Genomic DNA, 21,805 nt, shown 5'->3' on the forward strand with positions numbered 1-21,805 from the left:
GATTTATCTTTTATGACTTCTAATGACTGCCGCTGTGTCGTTACCGGTCTTGGCGTTATTTGTGCCATCGGTAACAATGTTGAAGAAACTTGGAAAAATGCCCTAAATTCTGTTTCGGGTATTCATAAGACCACCTCTGTAGATACCAAGAACTGCTATGCAGATCTTGCCGCAGAAGTGAATTGCGACTCCCTGGATGCAATTGATGCTCCCGAAGAAAAGGATCGCGCCTCCAAACTTTGCATTAAGGCGGCAAATGAAGCTCTAAAAGATGCCAATCTCGGAAATTTTGGCGACGACCAGCGTGTCGCCGTGATCATCGGTAGCTGCGTGGGTGGTGTCATTAGCGTGGAACATTACCACCAGAATGGCCGCCCGGCTGCTGATATTCCCAAGATGCCCATCGCTTCCATCGCATCCCAGGTTGCTGAAACTTGTGGAGCTGGCGGCATCGTGACCAACGTGGCAAATGCATGTGCTGCAGGTACCATCTCTATCGCCCTGGCTTGCGACTTGATTCGTGCCGGTCGTGCCGACGTGGTGATCGCAGGTGGTGCAGATTCCTTTGCCGCAGTGCCTTATTCCGGCTTCCTTTCGCTCCACGCACTTGACGAAAACGGTTGCTCTCCCTTTAACCATTGTAATGGTATTACTCTGGGTGAAGGCGCCGGCATCGTAGTTGTGGAATCTTACGAACATGCCCAGAAGCGCGGTGCCAAGCAGTATTGCGAAGTGCTGGGTTCTGGCGTGACAAGTGACGCTCATCACATTACCGCCCCCCGTGAAGATGGCCTGTGCCTGACCGAAGCCATGAGTCGCGCTGTCAAGAATTCTGGTATCAAGAAGTCTGACATTGGCTATCTGAATGCCCATGGTACTGGTACCGGCAAGAATGATAATGCCGAAATCAACGCCTTTGGCAAGTTCTTTGCCGAAGAAAATCCCACTATTAGTGTAAGTTCTACCAAGGTGATGACTGGTCATTGCCTGGGTGCCGCAGGTGCTATCGAAGCCGTCTTTAGCATCAAGGCTCTTACCACAAATACCGTTCTTCCCACACTCCATTATACTGCCGAAGATTCTGAAGCCCTCAAGGCCAAGGTCGGTCAGATGGACTTTGTGCAGAACACCCCCAAGTCCAAGGAACTGAACTGCGTTATGAGCAATAACGTGGCATTCGGTGGCACCAACGCAAGCATTGTCTTTAGTAAGATGGCTGGCGATGTAGTAAAGCAGCCGGCAAAGGGCAAGAAGATTGCCGTTACCGGTATCGGTATCGTAAGCCCCCTGGGTAATTCCAAGCAGGCTTACCTGGATGCTGTCAAGAACGATGCCAAGCCCGAAAGTGCCTCTGTCCATTCCACCATCACCAACGATGACTACAAGGAATTGGGAATCAAGATGGCATTCTACCGCAAGTTGGATAATCTGGGTCAACTCCAGACCGTTTCCGGCATGCGCGCTCTCCAGGACGCAAACTTCTCCGTTACCGATGACAATGCCAAGGACGTGGGCATTATCGTAGGTACCAGCGAAGGTGGCCTGGGTGCAACTTATGATTTTGAAGAATTGATTGCGGAACAGGGCAATGCCAACGGCAGTGCTTTCAAGTTCCCCCATACCGTTTACAATGCTGCAGGTGGTTACCTTTCCATCTGCTCCGGCATCAAGGGCTACGGCGTGACCATTACGACGGGTCCTGTTTCTGGTCTCGATAGCATCGGATACTCCATGAGCGTTATTTATGACGGTCAGGAAAGCGCCATGATGGCTACCGGTTCCGACGAAAACCTGCCCATTATTACTGAATTTGCCCAGAAGTTGAATGTGGCCGCCGATAAGGTCGTGGCTCCCTTCGACGACGCAGAAGGTTTCGTGGTTGGCGACGGTTCCGTTTCTATTATGATGGAAACTGAGGAATATGCCAAGGCTCGCGACGCCAAGGTTTACTGCTACGCCCTGGGTTACGGCAATGGCCGTAAGAACGTGAAGTTCGGTAAGGTTGCCGGTTCTGGCGAAGCTTTGGACAACGCCATTAACGATGCCCTTAAGGATGCTGGCCTCACTGTGGCTGACATTGACGCCGTTTGCGGTTTTGCCGACGGTTTCAAGACAGTGGATGACATTGAAAAGGAATCCCTGGCCCGCGTATTTGGCGATAAGCTGGAAACTCTTCCCCTGTTCGAAGTGAAGGAACGCGTTGGCGAAGGCCGTGCCGCTTCTGCCACTTTGGCTGCCGCCGAAGCCGCCCTGCTGCTTTCTGGCGAAATGGAAAGCGACAATGCCTACTTCGTGGCCAAGGACGGATCCGTTTCCAGGAAGAACGTTGACGCAGCTGGTCTTAAGAAGATTTTGGTGGTTGCCTTTGCTACAGGCGGTTCCTATAGCGCCGTAGTATTCGGTAAGTAATTTACTTGAGAAGGAGATATTGATGAAGGTTGCGATTGTTACAGGTGCATCGAAAGGTATCGGTAAGGCTTGCGCCCTGCGCTTGGCCCGCGATGGTTTCACCGTTGTGGTGAACTACTCCAGTTCCGACGAAGCTGCTGCCGAAACCCTTGACTTGATCAAGGCCGAAGGTGGCGACGGCATGGTGTATAAGGCTAACGTTGCCGATCTGGCCCAGGTAAAGGCCATGGTCCGTGATGTGTTTAAGGCTTATGGCCGCATCGATGTGCTTGTGAACAATGCCGGTATCGTCCGCGATCAGTACCTGCTTGAAATCAGCCAGGAAACCCTGGACAAGTGCTTCGACCTGAACGTGAAGGGCTACCTTTACTGCGCTCAGACTGTGGGCCTCAAGATGTTCAAGCAGAAGTCCGGCGTCATCATCAATATGTCTTCGGTCAGCTCCAAGTTCGCCTTGCCCGGCCAGAGCGTCTATAGTGCCACCAAGGGTGCAGTAAACTCCATGACCCAGACTCTTGCCAAGGAACTGGGTGGCTGGGGCATTCGCGTGAATGCCATTGCTCCGGGCTTTATCGCTACCGACATGATCGAGGCCATTCCCGAAGAAACCCGCGAAGGTTACCTCAAGAATATCCCCCTGAAGCGTTTTGGTACCCCCGAAGACGTGGCCAACATGGTTTCGGCTCTTGCTTCTGACCAGTTCTCCTATGTAACCGGCCAGGTATTTGTGCTGGATGGAGGTCTCTCTCTATGAGTTCCATGAATATTTTTGAAATTAGCGAAAAGATCGCCCAGCGTCCGCCTTTCCAGATGATCGAGAAGGTGACGGAACTGGTTCCCAACGAATCTGCTGTGGGCATCAAGAACGTTAGCGTCAATGAACCCTACTTCATGGGTCATTTCCCGGGCACCCCCATTATGCCGGGTGTGCTTATTGTGGAATCCTGCGCTCAGCTCTGCTCCCTGGTGATTGAAAAAAAGCCCGAAGATCTGGATGACAAGCTGTATGTGTTGCTGAAGATTGACGGTTTCAAGTTCGTGAAGCCTGTGATTCCCGGCGACCAGCTTGAAATTGCCGTGAACAAGACCAAGGGTGGTGGCATTATTGTTGGCTTTGACTGTGTGGTCAAGGTAAACGGAAATCTTCACGCCAAGGGCAGTCTTACCTTTACCACCATTCCCAAGGACTCCTTGGGTAAGTAGGTCTGGAATTGAAACGCATCCTAAAGTTGTTGGCGGAACCGTTTATGCAGCTTGCTGTATGGACGGTCATCTACTCGGTTCGAGCATACTTCTTTATTGTATTCCGCCCCAAGGTTACTTTTACCGATCCTTCGGTTCAATCTTATAAGTTCAAAGAACCGCGAATCATTATCGCGAACCATTGTTCTCCTTGCGACCCGATCATGCTCCTTTCACTGATTTTCAAGAACAGGAACATCGTGGTGGCCAAGGACTGGTTCGAGATGAAGTGCTTCCACTGGATTTTGACCCGCGTCCATGTGATTCCCTGTGACCGCTACAATCTGGACACAGAATGGGCCTTGATCGCCAAGAAAAACCTGGAAGCCGGTAAGTCCGTCATTATTTTCCCCGAAGGCAAGTGCCGCGAAGATGGCTTGATGAACGAATTCAAGTCGGGCTTTGCATTCCTGGCCCGCAGCACAGGCGTGCCTGTTGTGTGCGTCGGTCATGACGGTACTTATAAGCGTGGGCATCGCACTGCGCTGGTCTTTGGCGGAGAAGAAAAGATTGAACGTGTGAAGGGAATTCCTTCTTCCCAGCACCTGGCAGAACGCAGCGAATACTTCCGTCAGAAGGTCTGGAAGCTGAAGCAGCAGGCTCAGGGAAGGAACGTAAACGAAATCCTGCCGCCCCCCGAAGAAACGCCTGAAGAAGTGACAGCAGAAAATGCGGCTAAAAATGCAGAGGTGTCAAAGTGAAGTTCGGTCTTGTTCTAGAAGGCGGTTCCCGTCAGACTATGTTCAGCGCCGGTGTGCTTGACACCTGGATGGACGAAGGCATAGATTGCTTTTCTTACGTGGCTGGAGTTTCGGCCGGCGCCCACGCCGCTTTAAACTACATCACCCGCCAGCAGGGCCGTTTGCGCTTTATCATGCTGCCTACCCGTCTGCAGAATGGTCATAAGTGGGCTAACAAATATATTGGCATCCACAAGGAATACTACGCCTTGAATTACGATGCCGCCGACGGCAAGATGCCTCTGGATTTCGAAGCCTATTCCAATTCGAAAATCGAGTGCGAAATTGGCTTGACTTGCTGCGAAACCGGCCGTGCAGAATTCATGTCCGAAAAGAACGACAAGAAGCGCTTGCTGGATTTGATCAGTGCCAGCTGTGCCTTGCCTATGCTTTTCCCCATGGCGCCCATTGGCGATAAGCATTACGCCGACGGATGCATTACGGTGCCGGTTCCTTTTGAACGAGCCTTCGAAAAAGGTTGCGACAAGGTGGTGGCCCTTTCGACCCATTACCCTGGCGAGGCGGTAACGGATTTCCGCAAGTATCGTGCTGTGCTGAACCCGATGTATAAGCGCAAGTATCCCGACTTGTTCCGCGCCCTGATGGTTCGCCTGAAGCGTTACGACAGGATGTTCCTGGAAATGGAAAAGCTTGAAAAGCAGGGCAAGCTATTCCTGATTCGCCCCGAAATCGACTTGTGCGACCAGTTTGATTGCGACATGGGAAAGATGAACGAATCTTACGACCATGGTGTTGAATACGCCAAGCGCCGCATGGATGAGCTGAAAGCATTTTTACAAATCTGATTGTGCAAAAAAGTTAGAAGTTTTAAATTCGCTACCTCATAAACATTAGGAATAGAAAAGTGTCCGATAAGAAGAAAGTGCTTGTAATGGTGGCTAGCCCCAAGAATGAACGGAGCGGAACCCTTATCCCCACCAATGCCTTTGTGGAAGGTATTCTGGAAGGTGGCGAATTTGAAAGTGAATACATCTATATCGACCGCATGAACATCAAGCCCTGCCGCGGTTGCCTCAGTTGCTGGGGCCGCCCCGATGGCAGCTGCTTTATGAAGGACGATGATGTTCCCATGATCCGCAAGAAGTTGGAAGAGGCTGACATCGTCATCTGGAGTTTCCCCCTTTACCTGTTTGGGGTACCCGGCCAGATGAAGTGCCTGATGGACCGCATCGTAGGCATGGTCCACCCGTATATGGGCCAGCGACTCAACGAGCCCGGCGCCATGGACAGGCCCATGCACGGTCTGCAGAACCAGAAGCCCGGCCAGAAGATCATCTTGCTTTCGAGCTGTGCCTGGTGCGATCTGGATGTTGTTTATGAACCCATCATCAAACAGTTCAACATCATTCTGGGTGCTGATGGTTACACCCTGGTGGCTTGCCCTCAGATGCGCGCACTGCACCATCGTGGCGGCGAACGTCGCCTGAACATGCTTCGAGCCAAGTACAAGAAGGGCGGTCTGGAACTGGCAAAGACTGGTGCCCTTTCCAAGGAAACCATCGACTTGCTGCAAAAGCCCATGTTCAGTGAAGAAGTCTACAAGGAACTGGTGGTGCAGTTTGTGACCCACATGTTCGATCGCGACGACAACTTCTAGAAAAATTCCGCTTTATGAATCGTTCATGTCCCGCTTTAAAAGGCGGGATTTTTTACACGGATTTAAACACAATTAGCGCTTGTCGCCCCGAGGTCCAGGCCCTTTTTTTAGTTAAGAATTTATATTCCAAAGTAGGCCAATTAGGGATGATTGGTTATTAAGGAGTGTTTATGATTGGATTTAAATCGCTGGCGGTAACCGCTAGCCTTATAAGTTTCGTTGGAGTGGGGACCGCCTTCTCGGCCGTTACCTGGAAACCGGTTTGTGCATCGGCGGGTCACACACTTTTGGCAAGCTCAGACCATTTTGAAATCTGCAAGAAGGCGACTCACGACGATGGCTCCGCCAACAATGCCACCTTGGATAATTCCACTGCGCAGAACGCCTTGAACACTCTGGAGCACATTTTCTCGGTTTACCACGATTCCGCAAAGTGGATGTACCCCCAGCCCAGCAACGCCAATGAAAAACTGAAGAGTGTGGCCTACCTTTTCGAGGATTCCAAGATGGCGGCCCTTTACGGCGGCGGCAACACGGAAGCCTGCGTGAAGAACGGGGCAGGGAAGGACGAATGTTCCCCGGGTCTCTGGCTAGGTTCTGGAGCCTTCAAGGACCTGTGGGGCCTGGCACACGAATACGCCCACGGCCTGCAGAGCGTTGCCGGATGGATGGGTTCCAACGCCACCGCCGGCTGGATCTGCGAATCCCACGCCAACTGGATGGCCCATCAGGTGAACCCCACTGACGCCCACTACTGTTCCGAGGCGCTGATCAACTTTCCGTACTTGTATTATGGAAGTTCCCGCGACCGCTATTGCAACTGGCAGTTCATGGAACATCTGAAAGAGGAATTTGGCGGAGGCTGGAAAGGCGTGCAGATGGTGAACCGCATGTGGATGGATAAGATTGACGATGGCGAAATTGGCTACTCCTCCCAGACGCCCTTTAGCGCCATGATTGGCGCCTACGACTGGACTTACGAAGATTTGACAGCCCAGTTCGGCAAGTTCGCCATGAAGAACGCCACCCTGGAATATGCCGGGGCAAAAAAGGCGCTGTACCAAAAGACCTGGGGAGACTACGAATTCGCCACCCGCCGCACCACAGGCTCCGGCGACATCTACCGCAGACACAGCCGTGTTACCATGTTGGATGAAGTGGATAGTTTCTATCAAGTACCCAGTTACTGGGCTCCGCAACGTTTCGGCTACAACCTGGTGCGAATCTATCCCGACTCCGCAGGAAAGGTAACCGTCAAGTTCCGCGGCATTGTGCAGGCTTCTAAACCGTCGTCTGAATTTGGTTGCCTGGGAACCGAAACTGTGTGGGAATGGTCCGATGCCCAGAACAAGTGGGTGCAAAAAAATCTCTGCAACCTGTCACCTGAAATTATGCCCGACCCTGGCTCCAGCTGGACTGTGGGACTGGTGGCCGAAGGCTCCGACGGAACGCCCCGTTACAGTGAAATGAAGTCGGGAACGGCGTTCAATCTGAGCATCGAGACCAAGGCAAACGACAAGGCCCTTTGGCTTGCGGTGACAGCTACTCCCAAGGACCTTTACACCGTTACCTGGGACCAGTTTTACTACACCATCTACAGATACCCCTACATGGTCCGTGTTGAAAACGGCAAACCGGAAGGTTATGAGGATGGGGCTTGGACGCCGACAAGTACCGCTAACTATACAAGGCATTCCAATGGCGGAGGCTGGGTAAGCTCCAAGGCAAAGGTGGCTGCTACCGCCTACGTAGGCCCCGATGCAGTTGTCAACGGGGGAACCGTTAGCGGTGAAGCCCGCATTGAAGATTACGCTGTTGTTAACGGCGGGACCATCAGCGGAAATGCGGTTGTTTCTAGACGCGCCCTGGTGACTTCGGGAACCATCAGCGATAACGCTAGATTGACGGACGACGCTTGGCTAGTTAGCGGTAGCGTTTCTGGCAACGCCAAGGTGGGCGCACTTTCTATTATCGTGAATTCTACCATCGCAGATGATGCCCAAGTTTATGGCGTCATGTGGGCGGTGGCAAGCAAGAAGCTAAGCGGAACCGCACAACTCCGTGGAGACCTTGAAAACAACTTTACCAAGGAACTGACTTCTGGCGTATTCTACGGAATGGTGGATGACGGTATGCTCAGCGATCCCGTTTATGGAGCAGGCCGTACCCAGGCTCCCGAAGATGCTACCCAACTCCCCGAAATTTCAAAGTGGTACACCATTGACGAAGATAAGGAACTTGTCGAAAATAAGGATCCCACAGGAATTGCCAATCGCGTGCGCCCGACAATAATAAAAAAGACCCAAGGCAAGTTCGATGCCATGGGCCGTAAGTTAAAAGGGCGCAAATTTAATTACTTACACTTGAAGCCCTGAAGTTCCAGGCCAGACTTCATTTCGGCATAGCTGGACTTGCGCTGCATATTCATTGCCTTGATAAAGGGGCTTTCATTTGCAGTGTGGAGTCTAAAGCCGGTAATCGTTTCTTCTACAGTACCCTTACCGCTTTGAATAAACATTTGCTTTATATGATCACGACGGTTGTCCATTTCAGGCGGAACAAAAACGTCGGTAACCAGGTCGACGTTATCGATATGGTCATCGGTAATTACAAGGGTCATCGTCACATGGTTCTGAAGGCCTCCAAACTGGCCGTTGGCGGAGCAGCTCAACTTCTGGGTGCCGGTCTTTTTCTTTGCCTTGGCTGGCTTTGCTGCGGGCTGGGCCTTAGGAGTATACTGAAGAGCTGCGAGCAAATCCGCTTCGCTGGCGGCACCCTGGATACGGTTGATGACTCGGCCATCCTTAATCAAGAAGAAAGTGGGGAAGGCCTGGATAGGCAAGGTATTCTTGATCTTTTGAACGTTAGGTTCATCAAAGCCCACGGAAGCCACCTTAACATCGGGATACTTCTTTGCGATATCGATGAGGGTCGGAATCATGATCAAACAAGGCGGGCAGCTGGAAGAGAATACATCCAGGATGGTAGGTTTGTCGGTATGGAGAATTTCCTTTTCGAAATTATTGTCATCCACACGGACGATCTTGATGACATCTTCAGCCTGGGCTGCAGAAAAAATCAATGCAACTGAAAGTGCTAAAATTTTCTTAAAGTTCATTGTAAGGCCTTCCTTTTTTATAAACGATAAAATAGAAAAAATCTCGTAGGGAACCCACGAGATTTAGGTTGAAGTTTAAAGGACAAAGATTAAAGAAATTTCTTTACGCTTTAACCTTTCTGCTTTCCGCTATTAGACCTGCGGGAGCTTGGCGAGGCTTGCTGCGATGTCTGCATCGGTGGGGATGTAGTCATTCATTTCGCCGTCGTTGAACTTCTGGTAAGCCACCATGTCGAAGTAGCCAGTACCGGTGAGGCCGAAGAGGATGTTCTTCTGTTCGCCAGTTTCCTTGCACTTGAGAGCTTCGTCGATAGTAGCGCGGATAGCGTGGCTGGATTCCGGAGCCGGCAGGATACCTTCGGTCTGAGCGAAGAGCTTAGCAGCTTCGAACACCTTTGTCTGTTCTACGGAAGCAGCGCGCATCAGGCCCTGATCGTAGAGTTCAGAAAGGACAGAGCTCATGCCGTGGTAGCGCAGGCCACCAGCGTGGTTTGCAGACGGAATAAAGCCGGAGCCCAGAGTGTACATCTTGGCCAGCGGGCAAACCTTACCAGTATCGCAGAAGTCGTAAGCGTACTTACCGCGGGTAAGGCTGGGGCAGCTTGCAGGTTCGATTGCCAGAATATCGTAGTCAGCTTCGCCGCGGAGCTTTTCGCCCATGAACGGGGAGATAAGACCACCAAGGTTAGAACCACCACCTGCACAACCGATGATCATATCGGGCTTAACACCAAGCTTCTTGAGAGCGGCGTGGGCTTCGAGACCGATAACGGACTGGTGCAAGAGAACCTGGTTCAGCACGGAACCAAGAACATAGCGGTAGCCTTCCTGAGTAACGGCTGCTTCAACAGCTTCAGAAATAGCGCAACCCAGAGAACCAGTGGTGCCCGGGAATTCTTCGTTGATCTTGCGGCCAACGTTGGTGTTCATGGAAGGAGACGGAGTGACAGAAGCGCCGTAGGTGCGCATCACTTCGCGACGGAAAGGCTTCTGTTCGTAGGAGCACTTCACCATGTAAACCTGGCAGTCAATGCCGAAGAAGGCGGAAGCCATGGAAAGAGCGGTACCCCACTGGCCTGCACCAGTTTCGGTGGTCACGCCCTTAAGGCCCTGCTGCTTGGCGTAGTAGGCCTGGGCGATAGCGGAGTTCAGCTTGTGGCTGCCGCTGGTGTTGTTACCTTCGAACTTATAGTAGATGTGAGCCGGAGTGCCGAGGGCCTGTTCCAGGAAGTAGGCGCGGACCAGCGGAGACGGGCGGTACATCTTGTAGAAAGTCTGGATGTCCTGAGGAATGTCGATATATGCGGTATCGTTGTCCAGTTCCTGCTTGACCAGTTCGGAGCAGAACACGCCTTCCAGTTCGGCGGCAGTCATGGGCTTACCGGTACCCGGGTTCAGGAGCGGTGCCGGCTTCTTCTTCATGTCGGCACGGACGTTGTACCACTGCTTCGGAAGTTCGGATTCTTCGAGGTAGATCTTGCAAGGACCATCAATCTTAAGAGAGGAGCAATTACGCATATTATTCCTTTTGGTTTGTAAAGCTTGGTCGGGCAAAGCCCGTTTTTGAAAAATCAAAAAAAGTTCGCCTTAAATTTACACAAAAAAAGACGGATGTAAAACGCAAACCTTGTAAAAACATCGTTGAAAATGCGAAAACCGCACTAAAGATGCTACTGACAAAAGGCAAATCACAAGGTATGGAAAGTTATACTATCTTTGCCCAAAGTTATGACGACCAATTCACAGCATTACGAATTTAAGTCTCCGTCGCTGAGCTACAAGAACGCCATGGTGACGGTGGACGTTCTGGAAAGGGATCCTACACACAAGCCCCGAGTGGTCTGGAGCGTAGATGGTAAGGAAGTCTACCGCACGGATCTTTGCAAGATTTTTTCTGACTTGAAGTTTGAAGCTGCCCGTACAGCCATCTACACCTACGACGACGAGGCTCGTGCCCATGCTGTCGGTTTGAACTGCGGTGCTATGGCCAGCCCGGAACATCTGGCTCCTGTTTTTCTGATGTGGCCCCACCGCCGCTTTAACGTGAATATCGTGAGCGGAGCCGATGTGAATTGTGGAGCAGACGGCAAGTCCGCCGCGAAGGTTGCAGAACTTCCCTTGATGGATGGTTCTGCTGCACCGTTTTTCTATGGCCTGCGCCGAGCTGCGGGGGAGCCTGAAGAACTTGTTTTTTACGATGCCCCGGTAAACGCTAACTGGGATTTGAAAACGTCGGGTGATAATCCGCGAACCTATGGCCATGTACGTATCATGCCTGCAGAAACTTTCGAGGTGGAGTACGTTCTGGACCGCAGTGTGGCCCGCGGTGACACCTGCGACTTGCAGTCGGCCGCATCGGTTAGCCTTTATTCTCCAGAGAACCTGTTTCAGATTTTTATGGCCCGCACGTTTATTTCTCAGTTAGAACTTGACGCTGCGCGGTCCAACGGTCTATTAAAAGGCGTAGATGAAAGCTGCGGACTTCTTTTAGACGCAAAAGCCTCCGCAGGATGCCCCTGCAACGAAAATTTCCGTGTCGCCAATGAACCTGCCATGCATAAAATACTAGATTTAATTGGCGATATAACATTCATTTGTCCTGCACTCCCCAAGGTGCGGATTGAAATCACCAACGGTGGGCACGTTTCTCACCGACAAATCATGGAGAAGTTAATACCTTATGTCTCTGCTGGACTCTTTGAAAAAATCTGATAAAGAAGGCGTTCTCTACGGCGAAGATGTTTGCCACGAAGTTCTTCCCCAGAAGTTCCCCTTTGCTTTCGTTGACGAAATCCTGGAATTGAACATGGGTGATGGCACTGCAGAAAATCCCCCTTCTCTGGTGGGCCGTATGCACGTTACTGGCGAACAGGACTTCTTCAAGGGCCATTTCCCCGGCAATCCGGTGATGCCCGGCGTGATCCAGATTGAATCCATGGCTCAGGCAGCAACTCTCCTGACCATGATCGCAATGGAAGATAAGACTGTTGGCAAGCGCCCCGCCTTCATGGGTGTGGAAAACTGCCGCTTCCGCAAGGCTGTGATTCCTCCTACCGATATCATCCTGAAGGTCCGTCTCACTGACCTCCGCATGGCTCGTCGCGGCATCTTCAAGTATGCCGGTCAGGTGTTCATCGGCGAAGACCTGGTGACCGAAGCAGAATTTTCTGCAGCTATGGTTTAATTGCTCTCCCCGCAAGGGGGATCATGCCCACTAAGCACTAAAGTGCTAAGTGGTCAAAGTGTGTCGCGGGAATGCTGGTTCGTTAACGGCGTTACGTCATCCTGAAGGGCGTAGCCCTGAAGGATCCAGTACATAAGTAAAAAAGAGGATTGTCATCAAATGACAGTCCTTTTTTGGTATCTTCGTTTTTATGGAGAAACATAGCTACACATATATACTTTTTAGTCAACGAAATGGGACACTATATATTGGTGTTACTAATGATCTGAAACGCAGAGTTTCCGAACACAAAAGCAAGGCAATTCCTGGTTTTACGCAGAAATATGGAGTTGATAAGCTTGGATATTTCGAAGTGTATAATGATATCCGCTTTGCTATAGAACGGGAAAAAGTGTTGAAAGGGTGGAGAAGGGTGCGCAAGATAGAATTGCTGGAAAGCATGAATCCAACATGGAGGGATTTGTATTTTAATTTGTTCTAAGTTCGTTATGGATTCTTCGAGCCTGCGGCTCTCAGAATGACGATAATTGATGGCTCGGGATGACGATGGTTGACGTGAAGTCTACATCTCCGGGTCCAGCTCGCCGCGGATGATTTCCACTTCGCCGTGTTTGACCAGGCTGATGATGTTGGTGGGGCAGATTTCGATAGGGCCGCAGTCCACCATCATGTCTACGGAATGCTCGAAGGTTTTCCAGAGTTCGTCGGGCTCGTAGATGTCTTCGTCGCTGAGCTTGGCGGCGGTGCTGAGGATGGGCTTGTCGAAATGCTGGAACAGTTCCTTGAAGAAGGGGTGGGTGGGCATTCTCACGCCGATTTCGGGGCGCTTTACGTCTAGGCGGCGGGCGATGTGATGGTCGGCGGGCAGAATAAAGGTGAAGGGGCCGGGTACGCGGGGCTTCATGATGTTGAAGGCGAAATTGTCGATGCGGGCGTAGTCGGTGGCGGCACGGATATCGGGAATGATCAGGGCCATAAAGAACTTCTTCATGGGCTTTTTCAAGGCATAAAGTTTGTGGATGGCCTTGGGGGATTCTGCGTTACAGCCGATAGCATAACCGGATTCTGTAGGGTACAGAACAAGACCGTCGTCTTCCAGGGCGGCGGCGGCCAGCTTAACAATGCGGGCCTGAGGATTTTGTGGATGTACTTCAAATCGCATGTGCTGAATTTAAACAAAAAAGCTTGAATTGGCTCAAAAAAATTTATTTAAGGATAGTCCATGTTGACTATCTTTGCACTATGCGTTATTCTATGATTGTTCTCCTGGTTGTTTCCGCCCTCCTTTCCGGATGTTTTTCTGCGGGGGATGACTTCTATTCCTACGTACTTCTGAAGGGGAGTATCCAGCGCGAAAATCCCGAAGATATGGTGGACGTGGCTGTTGATTCCCGCTGCACCTTGATGGCCAATGACTTGGAAGGCGGTGACTATGAGGTTTCTATCGGAGCCATCGAGAACTGTAACGTGGTATGGACCATCAACAACGAAATTGTCCAGAGGGCGGTGGTTCATAAGGATTGGGATACCCAGAATCACCTGATCGGTATGGAAATTACCGTTATAGATGAACGTTCCAAGTCTAGCAAGACGGTCTATTCCAAGACGCCTGATTCCAGAGAATGGATCATCGAACTTTAATGCGCTAACATTGGGGAACCACCTGGGTGCCTTCGAAGGCGTTCTGAATGTGTGAAAATTGCAGGGGAGACTGGTAGACCCTGGCACTCAGTACATCAAAACGACAAGGCTGGTCAAAACCCCTGGGGGCAATCTGGGGGTGAGAGTGGAGAAAGTGGCAGGCGGTGTGCCAGATCTTTTTCTGCTTTAGGCGGTTCACGCGGGCGGCGGGATTCCCCTGCTGATTATTCCAGACGGACTTGACTTCTACAAAGACGATTGTTTCGCCTTGTTTTGCCACAATGTCCAGTTCACCTCCGCGGTAGGCATAGTTGCGGGCCACCACCTGATAACCGTTACGGGTCAGGAATGCGGCTGCCTGGTCTTCGATGGCGTTGCCTTTTTTGCGTGTGTCAGAATGTACGGTCTTGTTCATGCATAACCTTCTTTTTATTAAAAGTTTAACGAACCGCGCAATGAAATTGCGCGACCCCTCTTTCATATAGTCAATGCATGTCCTGTACACGTTTCGTGTTCAGGTCGACGATTTTTGCCCGTTGCCCGGGCGGTAGAGGCTTTGCCTCTTAGGGCAGTTCCATTCCCAGCAGGCGGATTTCAGAAACAGCGAAGTCTGCGTTTTCACCTTCGTGGACGTTGTCCAGGTAAATCTTCAGTTCGGTGGTTTCCATGGCCTGGATGGTGGGGTACTGCATACCCTTGATGTTTTCCAGCTTTACCTTCTGCTTGAAACCGTCCTTGGTTTCGAGGGTCAGGGTGCGGGGCTTCTTGAAAATGCGGAAACGGTCACCGAAGGCGTCGTCCACGGACTTCTGGTAGCCAACGGCGATACCGAAATGGGTGACCACGGCGTTGGTTTCAAAGTAAAGGGTCAGAACGGGATTCTGGGGCTTCTGGGGGACGGGGGCCAGCCAGGCGGTCTTCAGGTCATTGTCCTTAAGGTTGTCCAGCGGATATCCCTTCTTCTGGTCGATTTCCAGTGCCTTAGTTTCGTAGTTGCCCATGGCGTCGTTCCACTCCAGTTCGCGGAGGGTGCTTTCGGGCTTGTGGGTGAGCATCAGCAGGATCAGCAACATGATGATCAGCGGGAAGATGAACACGGCCAGGGCGGTGAGCTTCTTCTGCAAGAGGCGGGCCTTGGGCGAAATCTTGTTGGCCATGTCGGCGATGGACTGGGTGTGCTTGTGGAGCAGAGTCTGGTTTCCCATGCGTCCAGTCTGGCGATCGCGTTCGGTGGTGAACACCTGGTCACAGGCATCCAGGAATTCCTGCATGTCGTGGAAGCGTTCGTTCAGCTTTTTCTTGAGGCACTTGAGGATCAGCTTGGAGAGGCCTGCAGGCATATCCTTGCGGAACTGTTCCGGCGGAGGGGGCTGCTGCTGAACGTGCTTCAGGGCGATTTCGATGGGCTTTTCACCTTCGAAGGGGAGGCGACCGCAGGTCATCTCATAAAGAATGACGCCCATGCTGTAGATATCGGTCTGCAGGGTGACGCTGTCACCGTGGCACTGTTCGGGGCTCATGTATTCCGGGGTACCCATGGTCATGCCGGTGCGGGTCAGGCGTTCCTTTTCCATTTCCTGGATGTAGGAGATGCCGAAATCCATGATGTACACGCGGTTGTCGCGGGTCAGCATGATGTTGGAGGGCTTGATGTCGCGGTGAACGATACCCTTGTTATGGGCGTAGAGCAGGCCGCGGGCAATCTGGCGGATAATGACTTCGATGGCCTCGAAGGAGAGCTGTTCCTTGTTGTGGAGGATGTCCGAAAGGTTGGTGCCTTCCACATAAGTCATGGAAATGAACAGCTGGTTGTTCTGCTGACCAAAGTCGAACACATGAACCACGTTCTGGTGGTCCAGTTCCTTCATGGCCTGAGCTTCCATGTAGAAACGCTTGATGGCCTCTTCATCGGAGGAGGCGTCCAAGATCTTGAAGGCTACTTCGCGGTTAAGCCTTTTGTCCATGGCCTTGTAGACGTTGCCCATGCCCCCTTTACCCAAGGTTCCAATGAGGTCATAGTTTGCGTTAAAAGGACGAGGAAATACTTCTGGCTTCTGCGGTGCGATCATTTTGCGTTCTTGGATCTAAAAAGTTTAATTGCCATCACAATATAAAAACCTACAGCGATGGCGATGGCGGCAACAATGTTTACAACGGGGTCTTGACGCTCTAAAAGTAGGTTCAAAAGGCTATTTTGGTTGTAGCGGGACCAGATTACGGTAGACAGGGCGCGGCCAAGAGCCTGCATCTGATCTAGGGGAACCAGCGCACCGGCAAGTGCTACCTGGGGAATAATAAGCAAGGGGAGGGTAGCGTTTGCCTGTCCGGAATTCCTGGAGAAGGCGCTCACCATTAAGCCCACCATGACGGCTGGCAGGACCATGGCTGCCGTAGTAAGCAAAAGTGCTGTCACGGGAACGTGGGAAGCGATCCTGAAATTGACGAAGGCGTATACGATAAGCGTCTGAATCCAGGCCACCAAGGTGGGGAGGGTGGCCTTTGAAAGCAGGGTGGGCAGGACCTTTACGCCCTTACGGAACTCGCCCTGGAGAATCTGACGTTCCTGAACAATTTCGCGGATTGACAAGGAAAGGGCTAACCAGTTTGCCGAAAGGATGACGGCGAAGGCTACAATCCAAAGAGAAGTCAGCTCCGAGAAAATCAGGGAGAAAAGTCCACCGATAACCAGGGGTTGAATAATCAAGGTGAGGGTCTTTCCCAGGTCGCGGAACCATTGTTTTGCGGTAAGACCTATCTTGTAGAACAGCACAGGGGCAAGTTCATTCTTTACGAAATAAATGTTTGGATGGGCGCTCTCGTCGCCGTTAGAATCGTCCTGATTATCCTGGGCCTTACGTTCCCAGGAGTTCTTCCAGTTGGTGGCGGATTCGTCGTTCAGGTCCGAAAGAATTTCTTCGGGATCCCTGGTGTTGAAATAGCGGAAGGCATCGGCGGGGGTGCCGTAAAAACCTTGTTCCCCGTGATGTAATACCAGCACCTTGTTGGCGATGTCCAAAGCTTCGTAGCTATGGGTGGTAAGAATCACCGTGTGACCCAGGAACGAAAGCTGTTGCAGATGGGTGCAGAGGATCTTGGCGTTGTAAGGATCCAATCCGGAAAGAGGTTCATCGAGAACGATAAGGCCCGGGTTGCCCATGAGTTCGCGGGCCAGGGCCACACGACGGTGTTCGCCTCCGCTCAGAGTCTTTACCAGATTGTCCATGCGTTCGGTCAGACCGAAAAGCTGACAGAACTGCTCCATGCGTTTTTGGGCATTGGCCTTGAATTCATGGTGGTTCATGCTGGTGCGTCCGCCATCCAGAAGTGTTTCGCGGACTGTCAGGTCGCGGCGCAGTTCCGGATCCTGCTCCAAGAATGCAATATGCTTGCGGATTTCTGCATTGCGGTAATCCAGGCCTCCGATGCGGACCTGTGATTTTTCGCCACAGCTGTGAATGCCCTGTAGCAGTCGCAGGAGGGTGGATTTTCCCTGGCCTGAACGACCGATAATAGCCATGATTTCGCCGGCGGGCAGCGTGAAATTCAAGTCGCGGACAATCTGCTTTTTACCTGCAAAAATATCCAGCTGGCGGGCGGTGACGCTAAAACCCTGAGGGGCGTTAAAGCAGGCGACACGGCCTTCCGAAAGTTCCAGCTCATAACCGGGAATCTTGAAAATTTCACCTTCGTTCAGGGGTATGGAGCGAAGGACTTTCCCCTGGGGGGAGACCATCTTCTGTGTAAAGTTGATCAGGGCGGCGCTCGCAGACGTCTCGACGGAAATACCTTCAGGCAGTTCCGTTTCAGAATTGTTGAAGGCATCCATCACCAGTAACGACAGATGGCGATCCTTCAAGGTGGCCTGCAACTTCTGCGTTCCGATAAGAATGACATCGCCATCCTTAATGGGAAGCGGTGCAGAAACGTCGGCACCATTCAGCTGCGTTACGCTGTTCTCGGTCAGGTTCCGCAAAGTCCATTGGCCAGAAACGCACTCCAATACCGCATGCTGTCTAGACACCATCAGGTTATCTAGCACCAGGCAATTATCCGACTTACGGCCGATAGTAAAGGGCTTGTCGGCTGAAGGAGTGACGATCTGGAAGGACTTCATATAACTAATTATAAGGTAGGAATTATGAATTACAAAACTTTAAAATAGTTCTAAAACCATCTTGATGAATCTCATAATTCATAATTCGTAATTCATAATTAAACCAGAGCCTTCAGGCCGGCGATAAAGCGGTCGCATGCCTTTTCCAAAGTTTCGTCACTGGCTGCGTAAGAGAAACGAACACAGGTATCGTCACCGAATGCGGCACCCGGCACAATGGCAAGGCCCTGAGACTGCAGCAAGTATTCGCAAAGTTCAACGGAACCGCCAATGACCTTACCCTCGGGAGTCTTCTTGCCGTAGAAACAGGTCACGGGAGCGAACAGATAGAATGCGCCCTCCGGTGCGTGAGCGGGAACCGGCAGGATTTCTGCGGTACGCTTCAGCATGTAGTTGCGACGCTTCAGGAATGCAGCCTGCATGGCTTCTACGTTAGACTTGTCCATTTCAAGAGCGCCCAATGCGGCGTACTGCGCTACGTTGCTAGGGTGGTGTGTTGCCTGTCCCTGGATTTTGCCGATGATCTTTGCGATGTCGGCGGGGGCTGCGTTGTAACCGATACGCCAACCGGTCATGCAATGGGACTTGGAGAAACCGTTAATGACGATGGTACGTTCAGCCATGCCGGGGAAGGCGGCGGCGCTTGTAAATTCGGTATCGTAGACGAAGTATTCATACACTTCGTCAGAAATGCAGTAGATGTCCTTTTCCACGATTACCTTGGCCAGTTCACCCAGTTCTTCCTTGGTGTACACGGCTCCGGTGGGGTTGCAGGGGTTATTCAGGAGGATTGCCTTGGTCTTGTCTGTAATGGCGGCGCGGAGCTGTTCTGCGGTAATCTTGAACTTGGCTTCCTTGGTAGCTTGTACAATTACGGGCACACCACCAAGCCACTTTACCAGTTCGGGGTAAGTGACCCAGTAAGGAGCGGGAACGATCACTTCGTCACCCGGATTCACAAGTGCTGCCAGGGAGTTGAACACGGCATGCTTTGCACCGCTAGTCATGATGATCTGTTCCGGCTTGTAGTCCAGACCGTTTTCATCTTTCAGTTTCTTGGCCACGGCCTTGCGGACTTCCATAATGCCCACAGGTGCGGTGTAGCGGGTCTTGCCCTCGTCAATAGCCTTGCAAGCAGCAGCACGGATAGGCCCCGGTGTAGGGAAGTCCGGTTCACCGGCACCCAAACTGACAACGTCCTTGCCATCAGCAATCATCTGCTTGGCCAAAGTATCGATAGCGACCGTCAAACTGGCGGCAATATTCAAAGTTCTAGTGGATAGAGGTTTCATTTTTTCTGAGCCTTGATTTCTTGATGACGCGGTAAGTATCCAACGTACTTGCGATAAGGGGGTAAATGGTTAACTGTGAAATGAATATGCAAATCAATCCGATGACACTGATAATGCCCATGCTGCGAATACCCGGGTGGGACGAAAGCAACATGGCGAAAGAGCCGATAAAACTGGCCCCCTGTGCCGTAAGGATTGAAGAAAGCTTTGCGCGCAGAACGGTCCAGGCGGTTCCATTCTGCTTTTCGTAATAGGATGACCAGAGCTGCAAGGAGCCATCAACACTGACCCCAATCAGCAGCACGAATGCCAGGGAACTGTAGAACGAAATATGGATTCCCCAACCGTGAACAAGAATGGTCAACCAGCTCATAGAGAACATGGAAGGGAGTACCGTAAAGAAGGCTCGGCTCAATTTATTGTAGTACAGCAGCAGAATGAACCAAAGCATGATAATCCCAAGCACAATGGACTTGTCGACATTCTGGAGCACCAGGTCCAATACGTTTGCTCTAAGGATGGGGGTTCCGCAGACCTTGAATTTGTTGTCCTGGATGCCGTCAAACTTCTGGAGTTGAGCATTAATGTGGCGGCAGGCCAGGCCATTGTCAGGATCGGAAGAGGGGATGATAAAGGCAAATACTCCGGACTGACCGTCCTTGCCCGAGAACTTGCGGCGGATATCTTCAGAAAGTTTGAATTCCTGGATGTCATTCTCATAGTTAGAGAGCATCTCCACGATAGAAACACTGTCGTCTGTGGCCAAGCGAGACAAAATCTGAGGAGTCAGCTCCGCCTTCAGGTGTTCCAGCATATTTTTCTTGTTCTTGCTCATCTTGGGCATGAACTGGTACTGGGTGTAAATTCTTCCCAAGTCGGGAATCTGTCCACGATCCTTCAGGTGTTTGAAGTCTTCCTGGATGCTGCTACTGTATGAGGAGTCCGGCAACATCACAATGACTGGATCGAAGGTGGAGAATCCGGTCTCTTCGATCAGGGCGTTCACCTTCTGCTCATCCAACTGCATTTCGGTCTGCCTGAAATCGTAAAGGAAGGCCAGGTTGTTGCCGCTGTACAAAAGGCCTGCGCTACTGAGGATGCTGATGCATACAATGATGGCCCAGTTCACCTTATTGGGGAACAGCTTGAGACGTCGAGGAATGTGTCGGGAAATTTCGGCAATGTTGAACATCTTCTTCTGCTGGGCAAAGCGCAACAGCGATACACCCAGAAGGGGGCAGATATAGAGGTTCATCAAGACTCCGATGGCTCCAAGGATTGCCAATTCCCGCAAACCCGGCAGAGGAATCAGCAACAGCGAAAGGAACAGGGCAGCCATGATTAGCGAAGAGGCCGCAACCGGAGGCATAATACCCAGGATAGCACTTTCGGTACTGAGGGTGGGGCTTAAGTTTTGGTCACGTTCCTGGAAGAATCGGGTCAGGAGGTGCGTCTGTATTTGCATGGCGTGGCCCGGCAAAATCAAGGCCAGGTTTAACGTAAACAGATTGATTCTTCCAAAAAACAGGTAGGCAATCCCGAACATGAATATGGTGGGAAGTGCAATAGGCAAACCAGAAATCAGGATCAACTGGGGCCGTCTATAGAAATGGAGCATGGACAGCACCAGGAGGATGATGACAGCCATTCCCCCCGCGAATTTTGCCTCGGGCAGAAGTTTCTTACCGGTCTTGATTGACTTGTAAATCTTTCCGGTATAGTAGACTTCAATGTTTCGTGAGCTTGCTGCAGAGTCAAGATAAGCTTTGGCTCGGTTGTAAAGATTGCGATTTGACTGCAGGTCGGTCAGGGAATGGGTGGGGTAGATGTCAATGACACGGATTGTCCCATCATTGTTGGCATGGGACTGTTGGAGTTCCCTAAAGTATTTTTCTTCGATCTGCTTTACCAGTCCATCAGCCTTTTCTGCAGTTGCACCTGCACTATCTGCAGATTCAGTAAGGTCGACTAGAAAGGGATTGCTTTTACGGAAATGGGCGTTTTTGACACTGTCAACCATGTTGACTACAGCGGCAACTTCGTCTTCATTGGCATACAGGAGGCGGTTCTTCTTGAAAAAGTTTTCGTCGGCGGCAAACTCGATAAAGTGAACCAGAGGGTCCTTGGAGAAATCCCTGGCGAAATTACGGGCCAGGTTGAAATTCGTCAAACTGTCTTTTGATTGTAAGACAATAGTGAGGCTGCCTAATCCACCAAAAGAATTTTCAATATCCTGATAATCTAGTTGTACCTCATTTCCCTTCAGAGAATCCTGCAACTGGAGTTCCCAACGCAAATGGTTAATGGGATAGATACAAAGTGCGGCCAATACCAACGATACGATGATATTCGCCCTATAATTTTGCCCTAATCTCTTAACTATTTTTGCGAACGCAGAAAACATGACAACAATATAATTATAAATTGGGGGGGTATGAAGTTGGGTT

19 protein-coding genes are annotated in these 21,805 nt (G+C 51.2%); 11 read left to right on the plus strand and 8 right to left on the minus strand.

Annotated elements, in window-relative coordinates:
* The first annotated feature begins 12 nt into the window (after window positions 1–12).
* The 7 genes from BUB73_RS08030 to BUB73_RS08060 all read left to right on the plus strand — a co-directional run bounded on the left by BUB73_RS08030 (window position 13) and on the right by BUB73_RS08060 (window position 8,384).
* Window positions 13–2,409, plus strand: coding sequence for a beta-ketoacyl-[acyl-carrier-protein] synthase family protein (locus tag BUB73_RS08030; RefSeq protein ID WP_073284929.1), 2,397 nt, complete (start codon window positions 13–15; stop codon window positions 2,407–2,409).
* A 22-nt stretch (window positions 2,410–2,431) separates the two neighbouring features.
* The gene (locus BUB73_RS08035; protein WP_073161008.1) at window positions 2,432–3,163 is read left to right on the plus strand and encodes an SDR family NAD(P)-dependent oxidoreductase; all 732 of its coding nucleotides are present in this window, start codon (window positions 2,432–2,434) and stop codon (window positions 3,161–3,163) included.
* Window positions 3,160–3,612, plus strand: a complete 453-nt coding sequence (gene fabZ / locus BUB73_RS08040; RefSeq protein WP_073161010.1) for a 3-hydroxyacyl-ACP dehydratase FabZ — start codon at window positions 3,160–3,162, stop codon at window positions 3,610–3,612. The genes BUB73_RS08035 and fabZ overlap by 4 nt, the downstream gene beginning before the upstream one ends.
* A gap of 8 nt (window positions 3,613–3,620) precedes the next feature.
* Window positions 3,621–4,352: a lysophospholipid acyltransferase family protein gene (locus BUB73_RS08045; RefSeq protein ID WP_254795017.1), complete on the plus strand. Its 732-nt coding sequence runs from the start codon at window positions 3,621–3,623 to the stop codon at window positions 4,350–4,352.
* Complete coding sequence (locus tag BUB73_RS08050; RefSeq protein ID WP_073237233.1) at window positions 4,349–5,197, plus strand: patatin-like phospholipase family protein; 849 nt, start codon at window positions 4,349–4,351, stop codon at window positions 5,195–5,197. Before BUB73_RS08045 ends, BUB73_RS08050 begins: the two co-directional genes overlap by 4 nt.
* Before the next feature lie 59 nt (window positions 5,198–5,256).
* Window positions 5,257–6,009 (plus strand): flavodoxin family protein, encoded by a 753-nt coding sequence (locus BUB73_RS08055; RefSeq protein ID WP_073237230.1) that lies wholly within the window; start codon window positions 5,257–5,259, stop codon window positions 6,007–6,009.
* 170 nt (window positions 6,010–6,179) lie between these two features.
* Entirely contained in the window at window positions 6,180–8,384 is a 2,205-nt protein-coding gene (locus BUB73_RS08060; RefSeq protein ID WP_139259159.1) for a DUF6055 domain-containing protein, read from the plus strand.
* On the opposite strand, the gene BUB73_RS08065 is transcribed toward BUB73_RS08060, so the two are convergent.
* On the minus strand, window positions 8,363–9,127 hold the full coding sequence (locus tag BUB73_RS08065) for a thioredoxin family protein (RefSeq protein WP_073284934.1): 765 nt from the start codon (window positions 9,125–9,127) through the stop codon (window positions 8,363–8,365). The genes BUB73_RS08060 and BUB73_RS08065 overlap by 22 nt on opposite strands.
* A gap of 132 nt (window positions 9,128–9,259) precedes the next feature.
* On the minus strand, window positions 9,260–10,645 hold the full coding sequence (locus tag BUB73_RS08070; RefSeq protein WP_073237219.1) for a TrpB-like pyridoxal phosphate-dependent enzyme: 1,386 nt from the start codon (window positions 10,643–10,645) through the stop codon (window positions 9,260–9,262).
* A 210-nt stretch (window positions 10,646–10,855) separates the two neighbouring features.
* Here BUB73_RS08070 and BUB73_RS08075 point away from each other — a divergent pair, with 210 nt between their 5' ends.
* From BUB73_RS08075 to BUB73_RS08085, 3 genes are all read left to right on the plus strand, one after another.
* Entirely contained in the window at window positions 10,856–11,839 is a 984-nt protein-coding gene (locus BUB73_RS08075) for a UDP-3-O-acyl-N-acetylglucosamine deacetylase (RefSeq protein ID WP_073161029.1), read from the plus strand.
* On the plus strand, window positions 11,826–12,311 hold the full coding sequence (locus BUB73_RS08080) for a 3-hydroxyacyl-ACP dehydratase FabZ family protein (RefSeq protein WP_254794956.1): 486 nt from the start codon (window positions 11,826–11,828) through the stop codon (window positions 12,309–12,311). The genes BUB73_RS08075 and BUB73_RS08080 overlap by 14 nt, the downstream gene beginning before the upstream one ends.
* 190 nt (window positions 12,312–12,501) lie before the next feature.
* Complete coding sequence (locus BUB73_RS08085) at window positions 12,502–12,792, plus strand: GIY-YIG nuclease family protein (RefSeq protein WP_073284936.1); 291 nt, start codon at window positions 12,502–12,504, stop codon at window positions 12,790–12,792.
* A gap of 81 nt (window positions 12,793–12,873) precedes the next feature.
* On the opposite strand, the gene BUB73_RS08090 is transcribed toward BUB73_RS08085, so the two are convergent.
* Window positions 12,874–13,473, minus strand: coding sequence for an L-threonylcarbamoyladenylate synthase (locus BUB73_RS08090; RefSeq protein ID WP_073161039.1), 600 nt, complete (start codon window positions 13,471–13,473; stop codon window positions 12,874–12,876).
* A 92-nt stretch (window positions 13,474–13,565) separates the two neighbouring features.
* Between BUB73_RS08090 and BUB73_RS08095 the strand changes: the two genes are divergently transcribed.
* Window positions 13,566–13,952, plus strand: coding sequence for a hypothetical protein (locus BUB73_RS08095; protein ID WP_139258440.1), 387 nt, complete (start codon window positions 13,566–13,568; stop codon window positions 13,950–13,952).
* A gap of 4 nt (window positions 13,953–13,956) precedes the next feature.
* On the opposite strand, the gene BUB73_RS08100 is transcribed toward BUB73_RS08095, so the two are convergent.
* The 5 genes from BUB73_RS08100 to BUB73_RS08120 all read right to left on the minus strand — a co-directional run bounded on the left by BUB73_RS08100 (window position 13,957) and on the right by BUB73_RS08120 (window position 21,687).
* Window positions 13,957–14,367 (minus strand): YraN family protein, encoded by a 411-nt coding sequence (locus BUB73_RS08100; RefSeq protein ID WP_073161043.1) that lies wholly within the window; start codon window positions 14,365–14,367, stop codon window positions 13,957–13,959.
* A gap of 148 nt (window positions 14,368–14,515) precedes the next feature.
* Window positions 14,516–16,021, minus strand: a complete 1,506-nt coding sequence (locus BUB73_RS08105; protein WP_073161046.1) for a serine/threonine-protein kinase — start codon at window positions 16,019–16,021, stop codon at window positions 14,516–14,518.
* Window positions 16,018–18,066 (minus strand): ATP-binding cassette domain-containing protein, encoded by a 2,049-nt coding sequence (locus tag BUB73_RS08110; RefSeq protein WP_073284939.1) that lies wholly within the window; start codon window positions 18,064–18,066, stop codon window positions 16,018–16,020. Before BUB73_RS08110 ends, BUB73_RS08105 begins: the two co-directional genes overlap by 4 nt.
* A 98-nt stretch (window positions 18,067–18,164) precedes the next feature.
* On the minus strand, window positions 18,165–19,358 hold the full coding sequence (locus BUB73_RS08115; RefSeq protein ID WP_073284942.1) for a pyridoxal phosphate-dependent aminotransferase: 1,194 nt from the start codon (window positions 19,356–19,358) through the stop codon (window positions 18,165–18,167).
* On the minus strand, window positions 19,339–21,687 hold the full coding sequence (locus tag BUB73_RS08120) for an MMPL family transporter (RefSeq protein WP_175552198.1): 2,349 nt from the start codon (window positions 21,685–21,687) through the stop codon (window positions 19,339–19,341). Before BUB73_RS08120 ends, BUB73_RS08115 begins: the two co-directional genes overlap by 20 nt.
* Window positions 21,688–21,805 lie beyond the last annotated feature (118 nt).

Origin of the sequence: Fibrobacter sp. UWH6, assembly GCF_900142465.1 — a bacterium.
Classification (GTDB): domain Bacteria; phylum Fibrobacterota; class Fibrobacteria; order Fibrobacterales; family Fibrobacteraceae; genus Fibrobacter.